The following is a 15072-nucleotide window of genomic DNA, read 5'->3' as shown; positions in this document are numbered from 1 at the left end:
CCCGTCGGCGTCAGTCCAGTCGGAGTGCCATGCCGAGACTCCGCGCGACGTCGTCGAACCCGAGCGACCGGTACAGCCGCTGACCGGGCGGATCCCCGACGAGCGTGACGAAGGCCCCGGCGGGTGCTCGGTCGCGGACGTCATCGAGCAGCCACTCGACCACACGGCGTCCGAGCCCACGGCGCTGGTGGTCGGGATCGGTGGCGATGTCGGCGATGTGGAAGTACCACCCGCCGTCGCCGATCGTCCGGCCCATCGCCACCGGTGTGCCGTCGGCGTCCACGACGTGGCACGCCGACCAGCTGCCGGCGATCGCTCCGGCGCCCTGCTCGGCATCCTTCGGCGAGAGTCCGGAGTCCTGGCGCAGACGCAGGTAGTCCGCCAGCGGCGGCGCCCCGACGACCAGGGTGTACGGGTCGACCTCGGTCACGGTCAGAGCAGGACGATGCACGTCGGGGTCCCGACGGCGATCTGCTCGACGGCCTCGCCCGGCACACCGTCGGCACCGATCGGCAGCACGGCGATGGCGTCCGACCGCTCGTTGGCGACGAGCACGTACCCGGGCACCCGGGCGAAGTGCCGCGGCCAGGCACCCCCGCACGACGCGGACCCGACGAGCGCGAGCCCGTCGTCGGCAGCGTCGAGCACCACGATCAGGTCGCGGCCACGGACGGCGACGGTGACGAGTCCGGCGTCGTCGACCTCGATGTGGCTGAGGAGCGACTCCCCCACAGCACCCTCGAACGTCGGGGTCGAGGCGATCGTCACGAGCGAGCCGGACTCGTCGCGGCGGAGTCGGTGGACCGCGCCGTCGAGCTCACCGGCGATGAACAGGTCGCCGTCGTACCAGGCCAGGTGCCGCGGGCCGACGCCGGGCGCCACGTGGTGCACGCGCAGCGCCTCGAGCGTGGGGACGCCGTCGGCCGACACGGTCACGCGGAACTCGTGCAGCGCGTCGCCGCCGAGGTCGGCGACGAGCACCGTGCCGTCCGGCGTCGCGACGGACTGGTGCGCGTGCGGCGCATCCTGCCGGTCCTGCACCGGGCCGGTGGCGGCCGGGAGGGTCGCGACGGCGATGGCCGAGGCGGGGACGGCGAGCCGGTCGGTGCGGCCGTGCACGCCGTCGGCGGGCAGGACGACGCCGTCGCTCGCGAGCACCGAGGCGGAGAACGACTCGGCCGCCGCCAGGGAGATGGCGGTGACGGTGCCGGAGACGTAGTTGGTGACGATGAGGGCCCCGGACGGGTCGACCCGCAGGTGGCACGGGGCGTCACCGCCGGCGGAGGCGTCCCACAGGTGTTCGAGCGCGCCGTTCTGCATCCGGAAGGCGGAGACGCCGCCGTCGTTCGTCTCGGACACGGCGTAGACACGGTCGCCCGACACGGCGAGGAACGAGGGATCGTCGAGCACCGCGACGGTACGAGCGACCGCGCCCGCGCCCGCGCGGGCAACGCCGCCGTCGACCAAGGAGATGCCGGTCGCGTTCCCGCCGCCGGTGGCGGTGTAGGAACCGACGAGCAGCGTCGGCAGGTCGACGCTCATTCGTCGCGTCCGGCGATGCGCTCGTGGTGGTGGATGACCTCGGCGACGATGAAGTTGAGGAACTTCTCGGCGAAGGCGGGGTCGAGGTGCGCCTCGGCGGCGAGGCTCCGGAGCCGTGCGACCTGGACCTGTTCGCGGTCTGGGTCAGCGGCGGGCATGCCCGATTCGGCCTTCAGGTGCCCCACTCGCTGCGTGTACTTGAAGCGCTCGGCGAGCATGTGGATGACGGCGGCGTCGATGTTGTCGATGCTCTGCCGGATGCTCCGGAGTTCGGCGACAGCCGTCGCTTCGGGCTCGGGCGGGGTGACGTCGTCGCTCATGCCCCGAGCCTACTGGCGGACGCGCAGCCGAACCCCGCCGACGCCTGCGAGAATGAGCACATGTCGGTCTTGCTCGTGATCTCGGGCGTGTGTGCGGTCCTCGCTGGCCTCGTCCACGTGTACATCTGGTTCCTCGAATCCATCATCTGGACGAGTCCACGCGCCCGCAAGGTGTTCGGCATCGCGACCGAGACCGAGGCCGACGCGACCCGCTCCCTGGCGTTCAACCAGGGGTTCTACAACCTGTTCCTGGCGATCGGGGCGATCCTCGGTGTCGCGCTGGTGCTGGCGGGCAACACCGCGACCGGCTGGACCCTCGTCGTGTTCTCGACCGCGAGCATGCTCGGCGCCGCGGTGATCCTGGTCGGCTCCGGCCGCAAGTACCTCAACTCGGCGTTCAAGCAGGGCACGCTCCCGCTGATCGCGCTGCTCTTCGCGCTGCTCGGCTCGAGCTTCCCCGTCTGAGCCGTCCCGACCACACCGTCAGCCCCGAACACCACGCAAAAGCGACAGGGTGCCGCCGAACATCGGCGGCACCCTGTCGCTTTCGCGGGTGAAGACAGGCCAGGTCAGCCGAGCTTGTCCTCGAACTGCGCCGGCAGCTTGTCGAGCGCCCACTCGATCGCAGCGGTGGTGCCCATCGAGAACGCCGACGACACGTCCTTGTCGTCGAAGACGATGTAATGACCGGCCTCGACCGACGGCACCTTCTGGAACAGCGGGTCCGACTCGGCCTTCGACGCGTCGACGTAGATCGGCAGGATCAGCGTCAGGTCGGCGTCGAGCAGGTCGAGGTTCTCGTCGGACAGCGTGACGGAGAACGCCTTGCCGGCTTCCTTGTCGATGGCCGACGGGATCGTGAACCCGAGGTTCTTCATGAACGACGAGCGGCTGTCGGTGGAGGCGTACGCCCCGAAGCCCTCGGAGCTGTACGCACCGACGACGGCGGTCTTGCCCTCGAAGTCCGGGTGGGCCTTGCGCGCCGCGGCGTAGGCGTCGTCGAGGTCGGAGAGCAGCTTCTTGCCCTCTGACTCCTTGCCGAGCGCCTTCGCGATCATCGTGGTCTGCTGCTCGGTCGAGGCGAGGTAGTTCTCGCCACCCTTCGGGATCGCGACGGTCGGCGCGATCGCGGACAGCTTGTCGTAGCGGTCCTTGTCGCCCGATGACTTCACGTCGAGGATCAGGTCGGGGTTGAGCTTGAGGATGTCCTCGTAGCTCGGCTCGAGCGTCTGGATGATCTTCGGCGACTTCGTGTACGCGTCCTTCAGCCACGGGCCGACACCGTCGCCACCGAAGGCGAGCCAGTCGCTCGCGCCGACCGGCTGCACGCCGAGCTCGAGCGCGGTCTCGGCGTCGCCCCAGCCGAGTGCGACGACGCGCTTCGGCTGCGAGTCGATCGTCGTGGTGCCGAGGCCGGTCGTGATGGACACCGGGAAGGCACCGTCGGACGACGATGCCGAGGACGACTCGGACGAGCTGGAGCCGGAGGCACAGCCGGCGAGGACGAGGGAGGCTGCGACGACGGCACCCGCAGCGGCGAGGACACGTCGGAGACGAAGGGATGAGCGGATCACGAAGGGTAGCCTAACCTAACGGCGCGTACAGGAAATCAGCTGGATAGGCTGGGTGATCGTGGCCGTACCAGATCCAGACCGCACGCGCCTCGCGGTGCTCGGCTCCCCCATCGCGCATTCGCTCTCCCCCACGCTCCACGAAGCGGCCTACGACGCGCTCGGGTTGGGGTGGTCGTACGGGAGGCACGAGGTCGCGTCCGGCGGGCTCGACGCGTTCGTCGCGGGGCTGGGTCCCGGATGGCGCGGGCTGAGTCTCACGATGCCGCTCAAGCGCGAGGTGCTGCCGCTCCTCGACCGCACGACCCCGTTGGTCGATGAGCTCGGGGTCGCCAACACGGTCGCGTTCCGCCACGAGGGCGACAGCATCGTCCGCGCGGGCGCCAACACCGACGTCCAGGGGCTCGTCCGACCGGTCGAGGCCCTCGGGCACCTGCCTGGGGAGGCCACGATCCTGGGCGGTGGCGCGACCGCGGCGAGCGCCCTGACCGCGGCCGTGCGGCTCGGGGCGTCGCTCGTGCGGGTGTTCCTGCGCGACACCGCGAAGGCCGGGTCGCTCGTGGAGCTGGCCGTGCGGCTCGGCGTCTCGCTCGAGGTCCTGCCACTCACCGACCTGCCCGGCACCCACCACGGGTTCGTCCTGTCGACGCTGCCCGGCGGCGCGGCCGACCCGCTCGAGCTGGTGCCGTCGGGGTCGGACGCCGTGCTGTTCGACGTCGCCTACGAACCGTGGCCGACCGCCGTCGCGTCGCGCTGGGCCGGCGCCGGCGGCCGGGTGCTGAACGGCCTCGACATGCTCACCGAGCAGGCCATCGGCCAGATCCGCTTCTTCCTGACCGGCGACGAGGACGAGCTGCTGCCCGACGAGGCCGCCGTCCGTCGCGCGATGCGCACGGCTGTCGGCCTGCCCGCCGTCATCAGCAGCTAGCCGACGACGACGACACCGGCGACCCGCGGTCAGCCGCGGGACCGCGCCTCGGCATCGAGCAGGGCGACGGACACGTCCCACAACCGGTCGGCCTGGTCCGGATCGAGCGCCCAGGGCAGCACGCCGTGCAGGCCGTCCTCGATCCGCTCCACCACCGCGGCTTCGTGGCAGTCCTCGAAGTAGCGGCCCGTGACGCCGTCGAGTTCCGGTGCGGTGGCGAGCAGGACCGAGGTCGCAGCTCCCTGCTCCGGTGTCTTCACGGCGTCGGCGGCGGCGATCTTCGTGGCGGCGAGGACCTCCGGGTCCCAGTGCTTCTGCAGCCCGGTCCAGATCCCGCCGGGCATCAGGGCGTTCGCGGTGATGCCGTCGGCGGCCCACCGCCGGCCGGCAGCGACGGCGAACAGCACGTTGGCGGTCTTCGACTGGCCGTAGGCGAGGCCGGGCTCGTAGGGACGCCGGCGGAAGAACAGGTCGTCGAACACGACGGGCGAACCGCCGTGACCGCTCGACGACACCGAGACGATGCGGGCCGAACCCGAAGCGGCCAGGGCGTCGTGCAGCCCGAGCGCGAGGGCGAAGTGGCCGAGGTGGTTGGTCGCGAACTGCGACTCCCACCCGGCGGGCGTGTACGACTCGGGCGCGTCCATGATGCCGGCGTTGGCGACGAGCACGTCGAGCGGCCCCGACCACGCTGCGGTGAACGCCTCGACGGAGCCCGGACGGTCCAGGTGCAGTTCGACGACGGCCGGTGCGTCCGTCCCCGTCGACCGGGCGATGTCGTCCGCGACCCGGCGCCCGGCGTCGACGTCCCGCACGGCGAGCGTCACGCGCGCCCCGGCTCCGGCGAGTGCTCGGGCGGTCTCCACCCCGATGCCGGAGGCGGCACCGGTGACGATCGCCGTGCGTCCCGTCAGGTCGAGGCCGTCGACGACCTCGGCGGCCGTGGTCCGGTCGCCGAAGCGGGTGAGGTCGCGTGCGGGCATGTCGACTCCTGTCAGCTGGCGTGGTGCGGACCCGTCAGGCGACGACGCCGTCCACGTAGAACCATCGTCCCTGCTCGCGGACGAACTCGCTCGTCTCCTCGAGCGTCCCGCGGTCGTCGCCGGAACGCCACCACGCGCGGAACGCGACCGTGCCCCGGGAGTCGAACGGGCCTCCCGAGGTCGTCGTCAGGATGTCCAACCGGGTCCAGCGCTGGGACGCGTCCAACTCGAGGGCCGCCGGACGGGTGCGCGGGTGCCAGGTGAGCAGCAGGTACTCCGGTAGTCCCAGCGCGAACGCGCTGAAGCGTGAGCGCATCAGGCGCTCCGCGGTCGGCGCGGCCGCGCCGCGGTGCAGGGGCCGCAGCACTCGCCGTAGGGGTTGCCGCTCAGGCAGGGGCAGCGCGTCTCGTCGGTGACCACGCCGGAACGCTAGTCGACGATCGACAGCGCGACGGTGATGTTGCCGCGGGTGGCGTTCGAGTACGGGCAGATCTCGTGCGCGCGCTCGGCCAGGCGCTGGCGCTGCTCCTGCGGGGCGGCCGGTGCGTACACGTCGAGTTCGACCGCCAGGCCGAAGGCGCCGTTGCCGGTGCCGCCGATGCCGACCTCGGCGGAGACCTCGGCGCCGGTGGTGTCGAGGTCGAGTTCCTTGCCCGCGGCGTGCAGTGCACCGAGGAAGCACGCGGCGTACCCGGCGGCGAACAGCTGCTCGGGGTTGGTGCCCTCGCCGCTGCCGCCCATCTCCTTCGGCGGGCGGGTGTCCAGGTCGAGCCGGTCGTCCTCGCTGCGGACGTGCCCGTCGCGGCCGCCTCCGGTGGCGTGGGCGGCTGCGGTGTAGACGATGTCGAGACTCATGGAGCCGAGGTCATCGCGCCCACCTGGACGTGTGCTGCGCGTGCCCGGGGTGCCGGGGCCTGGCGCGCGGCCAGGCGCGCGCCGCCGGGCGTGTCAGGCGCCGCCGACTCTGACGCACGCCGACTCCGAACCGGGTAGACATGACACGTGTTCAAGATCGGGTGGCAGGTGTACCGGGAGCGACTGCCCGAGGTCATCGGCGAGCGCATCCGCCGCCGCATGGTGCTCGTCGGCGCGATCGTCGCGGCGACCGCGTTCGTCGTGCTGCTGTTCGTCGGCGTGCTCCTGGACCGCCTGGACGACCCCGTTCCCGGTCCCGCTGGTGTCGTCGTCGCGGTCGTGGTGGCCGCCGGCTTCGGGTGCTTCGGCGCATCGATGACGCCGGTCGGCCCGAAGGGATGGGCCGTCCCACCGATCCCGGGCATCGGCTGGCGCACGCAAGAGGCCATCGCACGTTACTACGGCAGGAACCCTCCGGCGGTGGACCCGCAGCACCGCGATGCCGTGCTCCACGGTCTGCTGGAGAGCCGCGACCAGATCGTCCGCTTCGCCACCCGTTCGTTCCTGCAGTTCGCCAGCTGGGTGGGTCTCGTCATCGGCACGGTGGTCTTCGTCTGCACGTCCCCCGTCGACGGCGACCGGATGATCGTGTTCCTCGGTGTGTGGTCCATGTGGCTCGTCATCTCGAGCGGCACCGGCGTCGTGGGGATCCGCACCCTCGGCCGTCAGGAGCAGCTGCGCGTCGAGGCCGAGGCCCTCCCGCCCGTCCCGCCGGCACCGCCCGCCCGCGGCCGGCCCGGCACCCCGAAGGGCAGCAAGCTCTCGCTGCCGGGCGACTGACCCGTGTTCGCACTCGGTTGGCGGATCTTCTTCCGGCACGTCGACGACGCGCTGGACCCACGTCGTGTCCGCCGCGCAGCAGGGTGGTCCGGCGCAGCGGCCGTGGTCGCGTTGGTCGGCATGCTCGTCCTGGAGGCCCGGCTCGGCTGGACGGCACAGCCTCCGCTCCGCAGCGTGGCGGCCATCGTGCTGCTGGCGGCCGGCGTGGGCCTGCTCACGTTCGCGTGCTTCCCGACGCGGCGCCCGCCGGACCCCTCGGCGACGATCAACGGGCGGCAGGTGCGGGCCTCGTGGCAGAACTCGGTGCGGCGGTCGGTGCAGCCCTACCTGCTGCGACGGCCACGCCCCGTCCGTCCAGAGGACCGCGAGGCCGTCCGCACCGACACGGTCCTGCTCCGCCGCGGGCTGATCGGCACGCTCGCGCGGGTCACCCCGGTGTCCCTCGCCGGAATCGCCGCGGTCGCCGGCGGCCTGCTGCTCGGGTTCGATCACGTACTCCCCTTCGCGTGGATCCTGCTGTCCCCGATGTCGCTCGTCGAGTACGTCGTCCGCCTCGGCCGCTCCGAACGCGCGCGGGTCGCCGCCGAGGCCGCCGAGCCGCTGGAGGTCCCCGCCGGCCCGACTTCGTGAGGGACAAGGGAACAGCACCGCCCGCGCGACTGTCGGGGGCACGGAGCACACTGGGCGCATGTGTGGAAGGTTCGTCGTCTCCGACACCACGGCCGATCTGTTGCCCGAGCTCCTCGGTGAGCTCGCCGGCCGGACCGAGCACGTCGACCAGGACACCGGCGTCGTGGGGACGGGCCTGGTGCCGAGCTGGAACGTCGCCCCGACCGACCCCGTGTTCGCGGTGCGCCAGCGGCACGGCGAACGCGAGCTGCCGCAGATCAGCTGGGGCTTCGTGCCGAGTTGGGCGAAGGACTTCCAGAAGCAGCGCCCGAAGCCGATCAACGCCCGCATCGAGACGGTCGCGACGAGCGGCATGTTCAAGCGGGCCTTCGCGACGAACCGCTGCATCGTGCCGGCGCAGGGCTACTACGAGTGGGTGGTGCGCGAGGACGGCAAGGAGCCCCACTTCGTGCACGAGCCCGGCGGTGCCCTGGCGATGGCCGGGGTCGTGAGCGCCTGGCCGGACCCGACCAAGCCCGAGGGCGACCCGGACAAGTGGCGGCTGTCGCTGGCGATCATCACGCGCGACGCCCACGTTGCCCCGGGCGAGGTGCACGACCGGATGCCGGCGTTCCTGACGCCCGATGGCTACGACGACTGGCTCGGCGGCGAGTTGCCGACCGACGACCTGCTGGCCCTGCTCGACCACGAGTCGCTGACGGTCGCGGCCGGCCTGGAGCAGTACGAGGTCGCCCGCACCGTGAACAGCGTGAAGAACGACGGCCCGCAGCTCATCGAACCAGTGGCGTAGCCAGCGAGACGCCGCCCTACTCGACGCTCGGACGCACCCACAGTTCGGCGATCTGGGAGTCCCGCGGGGCGTCGATCACGAACCGCACGGCCGAGGCGACGGTCGACGGTTCGCTCCGCACCACGTCGGGGTCGGCCGGACCGTACCGGTCGCCGGTGTGCGCGAGCGGGGTGTCGGTCGGTCCCGGCGCGACGGTGCTCACCCGGATCCCGTCGGCGCTGACCTGCTGGCGGAGCCCGTCGGTGACGGCCTGCAGCGCGTGCTTCGACGCGGAGTACACGGTGCTGTTCGGCACGGCCCGTCGAGCGGCGCCCGAGCTGATCACGACGACCGACCCGGCGGCCCGGCGCAGGTGCGGCAGGAAGACCCGGCTGAGCTCGGCCGGCGCGATGACGTTGGTGGCGAAGGCGCGCTGCCAGTCCTCGGCGCGGGCGTCCTCGACACGCAGGCGTTCGACGATCGCTGCGTTGTGCACCAGGACGTCGAGCTCCGGCACCGAGTCGGCGAAGGCCGGGAACCCGGCGGCGTCGGTCAGGTCGAGCTGCACGGCGGTGACGTGGTCGAGCGCCCCGACCTCGTCGAGCCGCACGCGGTCACGCCCGACGGCGATCACTTCGTGGGTCCGGCGGAGCTCCTCGACGACGGCGCGTCCGATGCCGCTGGTCCCGCCGGTCACGATCGCCGTGGGCCGGCCGGGTGCGGTGGGTCGGTCGCTCATCCTCCGAGGCTAGCGAGCGGCGGAGCCGCACCGCCCCGCGTGACGGCGTACGTCGGACGCGACCACGGCACGACGACGGGAGGCCCGGATCACGTCTGCCTGTCGGCTGACGTGATCCGGGCCTCCCGGTCGACCGCGGTGGTTACGGACGCGCGCTGCGTCGGATCCCCGGGGCGGCTGCGATGCCCGCCGCGATGCGGCGACGCGTCACGAGCAGCACGCCGGCCAGGAGCAGTGCGATCGCCGCGAGGCCGAGGCCGACGAGGCCGGTCGCACCGGTGAAGGCGAGCTCCGCGGTGTGGACCGCTGCCGCGATGCCGGTCGGGTAGGTGACCGTGATGGTCGCCGTCACCGTCTGGCCGTTGCTGTCCGTCACCGTGTACCCGATGAACGCGGTGCCGATGAACGCGGTGCCGGTGTGGCCCTTCGCCGGGGTGAAGACGACCTTGCCGTCGCGGACGGTCCAGGTGCCCTCGTGGCTGACGACGACGCGGTCGGACTGCTTGCCCGTCTCCGGGTCGATCAGGTGCAGGGTGCCCGTCTCGAAGGTGGCACCGCCCGAGGCGGAGTCGTTGTCGAGCGGGTCGATCGTGACCTGGTGCCCGACGGTCCCGGTGGCGGAGTCGTCCTTCGCGACCGCGGCGGCGACGACCGTCATCGTGGCGGTGGCGGTGGTGGTCTGCCCCGAGGCGTCCGTCACCGTGTAGGTGAAGGTGTCCGTGCCGGTGAAGCCGGCGGCCGGGGTGTAGACGTACGCGCCGGTGGGCTGGACCGTCACCGTGCCGTGGGCCGGCCCCCGGTCCAGCGCTGCGGTGAGGCGGGTGCCCTGGTCGTTGGCGAGCAGACCGTGGGCGGCGTCGCGGGCGATCGGCGTGCCGGCGATGGTGTGGCCGGCGTCCTTCGTCGCGTCGATGCCGACGGTGACGGTGACGGTGGCGTCGACCTGCTGACCCGAGCCGTCCTGCGCCCGGTAGGTCACGGTGTCGGTGCCGGAGAATCCCTTCGCCGGGGTGTAGACGAACGTGCCGTCCGCGGCGATCGAGACCGTGCCGTGCCCCGCCGTGCCGGAGGTCACGACCGTCAGGTCGGTACCGTGGTCGTTGCCGAGCACGCCGGGGCCGGCGACGGTGATCGACTTGCCGGCCTTCGTGGCTGCCTTGTCGTCCGCTGCCGTCGGGGTGACGTCGATCACGACGAGCGCGAGCGCGGTGTGCCCCTCGGCGTCGTTCGCCGCGTAGGTGAACCAGTCGCGGCCTGACCAGTCTGCCGGCGGTGTGTAGACGTACGAGCCGTTCTTCGCCAGCGCGAGTCGCCCGTGCTGTGGCTTCGTCTCCATCGATGCCCAGAGGCCGGAACCGGAGTCACCGACGAGGACGCCGTTCGACGACGACGTGCGCATCACCTGGTTGGTCTGCATGGTGTGCCACTGGTCGACGGCGGCGACGCCGACGAGGACCGTCACGGTCGCCGTCGTGGTCTGGCCGGAGCCGTCCGTGACGGTGTACGTGAACGTGTCCGTGCCGGAGAAGCCCTTCTTCGGCAGGTAGACGAGCGAGCCGGGCTCGGTGCCCTTGGTCACGGAGCCGTGCGCGGCGTCGCCGTGGCCGGTGACCGTGAGCGTCGTGCCGTGGTCGTTGGCGGTCAGCGTCGTGCCGGCGATGGCCAGCGCGGTGCCGGCGCTGGTGCGCACGGTGTCCGCGACGGCGACGGGCTTGACCGTGACCGTGACGGTCGCCGTCGCGGTGCCGCCGGTCGGGTCGGTCACCGTGTAGGTGAACGTGTCCGTGCCGGAGAAGCCGTCGGCTGGCGTGTACGTGACGGTGCCGGTGCCGGCTGCGCCTCCGGTGATCGCGGCCTCGCCGTGACCGGGCTTGGTGACCGCGGTGACGGTGAGCTTCGTGCCGGAGTCGTTGCCCGTGACCACGACGTCGACCGGGGTCGAGGCGGTGGTGGTCGCGGTGTCGGCGACGGCCTTCGGTGCGACGACGATCGTCACGGTGCCGGTGGTGGTCCCGCCGGCGCCGTCGGTGACGGTGTAGTCGAACGAGTCCGGACCGGAGTAGCCGGGCTTCGGCGTGTAGGTGTACCCGCCGTCCTCGTCGACGACGACGTCACCGTGCGACGGGTCGGTGTTGCCCGTGACGTGCAGGTCGGTGCCGGTGGCGCCGTCGAGCACGCCCTTGTCGGCTGGGACGGTGATGGAACCGTCGGCGTCGGTGGTCGTGGAGCCACCCGCCGTGACGGGGGTGACCCGGACGGAGACCGTGCCGGTGTTCGTGAGGCCGTTGCGATCGGTGACCGTGTACGTGAACTCGTCGGTGCCCGAGAAGCCGGGCTTCGGCGTGTAGGTGACGGTGCCGTCGTCGTTCCGGACCGCGGTGCCGTTCGTGCCGCTCTTGCCGACGGGGATGTCGAGCACGGACAGGCCGGTGCCGTGGTCGTTGCCGGTCAGGTCGGCGGAGGTGACCGTCTTGCTGCCGCCTGCCGTGACCGTGATCTCGTCCGGCTCGGTGCCGGGCTTGACCGTGATGGTCACCACACCCGTGGCCGTCCCGCCGGAGAGGTCCTTCGCCGTGTAGGTGAAGGTGTCCGTGCCCGAGAAGCCGTCCTTCGGGGTGTACGTGTACGACCCGTCCTCCGCCAGCTCGAGGTCGCCGTTCGCGGGCTCGAGGTCGACCGTGGCGGTGAGCTTCGTGCCCTCGTCGTTCGCGAGCACGCCCGTGCGGTCGTCGCCGTCCCCGCCCACGGTCAGCGTGGTGCCGGCGGTGGCGGTCGCGGTGTCCGGGGTGGCCATCGGGCCGACGACGACGGTGATCGTGCCGGTCGTGGTCTGGCCGGAGTCGTCCCGCACCGTGTAGGTGACGGTGTCGGTGCCCGAGAAGCCGGGCTTCGGCGTGTAGGTGATGACGCCGGTGGCCGGGTCGATCGCGACGTCACCGTGCGTCGTGCCGTCGGCGTCCTGCCCGGCGGCCGCGTCGGTGACGGTCAGCTTCGTTCCCTTGTCGTTGCCGGTGAGCGTCGTCGGCGCGATGGTCAGCGTCTCGCCGGACTTCGTCGAAACGGTGTCGCCGTTCGCGACCGGCTTGACGGTGACGGTGACCGTCGCAGGGCTGGTGGTGACCTTCGAGCCGTCGGTCACGGTGTAGGTGAACGAGTCGGTGCCGGAGAAGTCGCCCGACGGCGTGTAGTCGACGGTGCCGTCCTCGGCGACCACGGCGGTGCCGTTCGCCGGACCGGTGACGATCGTGGTGACCAGGTCCGTGCCACGGTCGTTGTGCTGCACGTCGACGTTCACCGGGGTGCCGGCGCTCGTCGTCGTGGTGTCGTTCGCGATCGTCGGGTTGACCGTGATGGTCACCGTGGCGGTCGTCGGCGCACCGGCGGTGTCCGTCGCGGTGTACCGGAACGAGTCCGTGCCCGAGAACCCGTCGGCCGGCGTGTAGGTGATCGCACCGGTCGCCTTGTCGAGGGTGAGCTCGCCGTGCGCGGGCTTCGTGTTCGACGAGACGGTCAGGCCGGTGCCGAGGTCGTTGCCCAGGACGCCGGTGGCGCGGGAGCCGGCGGTGTAGGTGTTGCCGGCGGCGACACGGACGGTGTCGTCCTTCGCCAGCGGGGCGACGTTCACGGTCACGGTCACGGTGTCGGTCCCCCCGCTGCCGTCGGTGACGGTGTACGTGAAGGAGTCGGGGCCGGAGTACCCGGTGGTGGGCGTGTAGGTGTAGCTGCCGTCCTTCGCGACGACGACGTCACCGTGCGACGGCTTGGTGCTGCCGGTGACCGTCAGGTCCGAGCCGAGGTCGTTGGCGAGCAGGCCGGGGGCGGTGTCGGACGTGGCGGCTCCGGCCGTCGCGGTGACGGTGTCGGTGCCCGCGGTCGGCAGCACCGTGATGGTGACCGTGCCGCTGATCGCCGCGCCGTCGCCGTCCTTCGCCGTGTAGGTGAAGGAGTCCGGACCGGAGTAACCGGCGATCGGGGTGTACGAGTACGAACCGTTCTGCTCGACGGTCAGGTCACCGTGGGCGGGCTTCGTGTTGCCCGTGATCGTCAGGCCGGTGCCGTGGTCGTTCGCGAGCAGACCCGTCTTCGCGTCCGCGGTGGCGGTCTGGCCGGCGTGCACGCTGAACGCGTCGTCGGTGCCCGCCGGGGCGACGGTGATCGTCACGGTGCTGGTCGACGTCTGGCCGGAGGAGTCCTTCGCCGTGTACTGGAAGGTGTCCGTGCCCGAGAAGCCGTCGGCCGGGGTGTACGTGTACGAGCCGTCGGGGTTCACGGTCGCGGTGCCGTGGGCGGGCGTGGTGTTCGACACGACGGACAGGCCGGTGCCGCTGTCGTTCGCCAGGACGCCCTTCGCGGGCACGGTCAGCGTGGTGCCGTTCGGCGTGTTGCCGGTGTCCGAGGTGGTGGTGACGTGGACGGCCTTGAGCGTGTTGGTGAAGGTCACCATGACGTCGGTGCCGTCGGCGGTCGTGGCTGCGGGGAACGTGAAGGTGCCGGTGTTCCCGGTGCCCTCGGCGATGACCGCGTTGGTGCCCCGGTCGACGGCCTTCCACGTCGTGTCGTAGTTTGCCGGGTCGGTGGTGCCGTCGGCGGTCTGCGTGACCGTGTAGTCCTTGTTCGGCGTGGTCAGGACCGCGCCCGCCTTCTGTGCCTGGACGCCCGTGGCGCTGCCGCTGGTGGTACCGGTCGTCCCGTCGTTCGGGGTGATGCCGCCGCCGGTGATCGAGAGCTTGAACTGGTCACTGCTGTTCCAGCGCTTGTCGACGCTCGCCTCACCGGTGACGGTGTCGGCGTAGTTGCAGCTGGCCAGGTCGCTGGCGGCGTAGTTGCCGACGATCGGGAAGCTGCGGACCTGCGCACCCGAGGTGGGGTCGAGCTGGTAGATCGTGGTCGTGGAGACGTTGTTCGCCGTCACGGTGTTCGACACGTACAGGTACCCGTCGGACGAGAACGCGATGCCCGGGCTGTTCGTGGTGGACGGCAGGGTTGCGATCTCGGTCGTCGTCATCGCTGTGGTGCCCGGTGTCGTCGGGACCTCGTTCGTGTTCACGCGGTACACGTGGTTCGCCGCGACGACGAAGAACAGTCCGCGGGAGCTGAATGCGAAGTCGCCGTTCGCGTTCGCTGTGTCGGCAGCGTTCCGCGTGGCGAGGCCGTTGATCTGCCCGACCTGACCGAGGTACTTCGCCGGCGTCGTGTCGGTCGCGGGGCGGTACGCCCCGAGCCAACCGGTGCCGTCGCCGTAGTAGTAGATGCCCGTCGCCGGGTTCACGGCACCACGGATCACGGACCGTGTCGTGTCGGTCGCGACCGGGTCGCTGGCGACGCCCGTCTTCGGGTCGTACTGACGAAGGGTCGCGGTCCCGCCGTTCGCCGCAGCGAACATCGAGACACCCTCGCGCGAGATACCGAGACCGTTGTTCGCCTCGGCGCCGAGGGTGACGAGGTCCTTCGTCGTGCCCTTGGTGTCGCCTTCGCTGATGTCGACGGCCACGACTTTGCCGGACCGGTCGATCGCGTACAGCGTGTTCTGCGGGTAGCAGACGAGTGCACCGTTCTGGGTCGCATCGACGGCCGAGGCAGGCTCGGCGGCGATGACCGCCGTGGTCGTCGAGAGACCGGCGCCGACGAGCAGCGCGGCGCCGAACACGGCGACGGTTCGGACGCCGAAGCGGCGTCGAGGCACAGCGGTGCCCTGGGAAGCAGGCAGCATGATCACTTTCGGGTCGAGACGATGCGGGCACCTGATCCACGGCCGTCGGTTCAGGGAGGACGGGCGGTGGCGCCGGGTTGATACTGGCAGGTCTCGACAGCGAAATGGGGACAGGACGGGTCCCCAATAGGGGGGACCACTCGTTGTGGGGGTACGGGCACCTCAAGCCCGTTTCACCCGATCGG

The 15072-nt window shown here is 71.5% G+C and carries 13 protein-coding genes and 1 pseudogene; 5 read left to right on the top strand and 9 right to left on the bottom strand.

Annotated elements, in window-relative coordinates:
• Positions 1-10 precede the first annotated feature (10 nt).
• From DEJ14_RS03140 to DEJ14_RS03130, 3 genes are read right to left on the bottom strand one after another with little or no spacing between them, the layout of a single operon-like run.
• Positions 11-451, bottom strand: a complete 441-nt coding sequence (locus DEJ14_RS03140; RefSeq protein ID WP_258373282.1) for a GNAT family N-acetyltransferase — start codon at positions 449-451, stop codon at positions 11-13.
• Positions 433-1542, bottom strand: coding sequence for a lactonase family protein (locus DEJ14_RS03135; RefSeq protein ID WP_111085594.1), 1110 nt, complete (start codon positions 1540-1542; stop codon positions 433-435). Before DEJ14_RS03135 ends, DEJ14_RS03140 begins: the two co-directional genes overlap by 19 nt.
• Positions 1539-1862, bottom strand: coding sequence for a chorismate mutase (locus DEJ14_RS03130; protein ID WP_111085595.1), 324 nt, complete (start codon positions 1860-1862; stop codon positions 1539-1541). Before DEJ14_RS03130 ends, DEJ14_RS03135 begins: the two co-directional genes overlap by 4 nt.
• A gap of 60 nt (positions 1863-1922) precedes the next feature.
• On the opposite strand from DEJ14_RS03130, the gene DEJ14_RS03125 reads away from it, so the two are divergent.
• Entirely contained in the window at positions 1923-2327 is a 405-nt protein-coding gene (locus tag DEJ14_RS03125; protein ID WP_220036432.1) for a DUF1304 domain-containing protein, read from the top strand.
• Positions 2328-2431: 104 nt separating this feature from the next.
• On the opposite strand, the gene DEJ14_RS03120 is transcribed toward DEJ14_RS03125, so the two are convergent.
• A complete protein-coding gene (locus tag DEJ14_RS03120; RefSeq protein ID WP_111085596.1) occupies positions 2432-3436 on the bottom strand; it encodes an iron-siderophore ABC transporter substrate-binding protein in 1005 nt (334 codons plus the stop codon).
• A gap of 58 nt (positions 3437-3494) precedes the next feature.
• On the opposite strand from DEJ14_RS03120, the gene DEJ14_RS03115 reads away from it, so the two are divergent.
• Entirely contained in the window at positions 3495-4361 is an 867-nt protein-coding gene (locus DEJ14_RS03115; RefSeq protein WP_111085608.1) for a shikimate dehydrogenase family protein, read from the top strand.
• A gap of 29 nt (positions 4362-4390) precedes the next feature.
• Here the strand turns inward: DEJ14_RS03115 and DEJ14_RS03110 are convergent, their stop codons facing one another.
• The 3 genes and pseudogenes from DEJ14_RS03110 to DEJ14_RS03100 all read right to left on the bottom strand — a co-directional run bounded on the left by DEJ14_RS03110 (position 4391) and on the right by DEJ14_RS03100 (position 6199).
• Complete coding sequence (locus DEJ14_RS03110) at positions 4391-5344, bottom strand: SDR family NAD(P)-dependent oxidoreductase (protein ID WP_111085597.1); 954 nt, start codon at positions 5342-5344, stop codon at positions 4391-4393.
• Between the two features lie 34 nt (positions 5345-5378).
• Positions 5379-5764: pseudogene (locus DEJ14_RS03105) on the bottom strand (YchJ family protein).
• Between the two features lie 9 nt (positions 5765-5773).
• Entirely contained in the window at positions 5774-6199 is a 426-nt protein-coding gene (locus DEJ14_RS03100; protein ID WP_111085598.1) for an organic hydroperoxide resistance protein, read from the bottom strand.
• A gap of 147 nt (positions 6200-6346) precedes the next feature.
• Between DEJ14_RS03100 and DEJ14_RS03095 the strand changes: the two genes are divergently transcribed.
• Genes DEJ14_RS03095 through DEJ14_RS03085 form a run of 3 tightly spaced genes read left to right on the top strand, consistent with a single transcriptional unit; the run spans position 6347 to position 8459 of the window.
• Positions 6347-7039 carry a hypothetical protein gene (locus DEJ14_RS03095; protein ID WP_284180204.1) on the top strand — a complete coding sequence of 231 codons (693 nt, stop codon included), beginning with the start codon at positions 6347-6349 and terminating at the stop codon, positions 7037-7039.
• A 3-nt stretch (positions 7040-7042) separates the two neighbouring features.
• Positions 7043-7669: a hypothetical protein gene (locus tag DEJ14_RS03090; RefSeq protein ID WP_111086108.1), complete on the top strand. Its 627-nt coding sequence runs from the start codon at positions 7043-7045 to the stop codon at positions 7667-7669.
• Positions 7670-7727: 58 nt separating this feature from the next.
• The gene (locus DEJ14_RS03085; RefSeq protein ID WP_111086109.1) at positions 7728-8459 is read left to right on the top strand and encodes an SOS response-associated peptidase; all 732 of its coding nucleotides are present in this window, start codon (positions 7728-7730) and stop codon (positions 8457-8459) included.
• 16 nt (positions 8460-8475) lie between these two features.
• Here DEJ14_RS03085 and DEJ14_RS03080 read toward each other — a convergent pair whose 3' ends face one another.
• On the bottom strand, positions 8476-9177 hold the full coding sequence (locus DEJ14_RS03080; RefSeq protein WP_111086110.1) for an SDR family oxidoreductase: 702 nt from the start codon (positions 9175-9177) through the stop codon (positions 8476-8478).
• Positions 9178-9319: 142 nt separating this feature from the next.
• Positions 9320-14887, bottom strand: coding sequence for an Ig-like domain-containing protein (locus DEJ14_RS03075; protein ID WP_146249797.1), 5568 nt, complete (start codon positions 14885-14887; stop codon positions 9320-9322).
• Between the last annotated feature and the right edge of the window lie 185 nt (positions 14888-15072).

This window comes from Curtobacterium sp. MCJR17_020 (assembly GCF_003234365.2).
Taxonomy (GTDB): Bacteria; Actinomycetota; Actinomycetes; order Actinomycetales; family Microbacteriaceae; genus Curtobacterium.
Note: the sequence above shows the minus strand (reverse complement) of the source record. Positions and strands in the feature narration are given on the sequence as shown.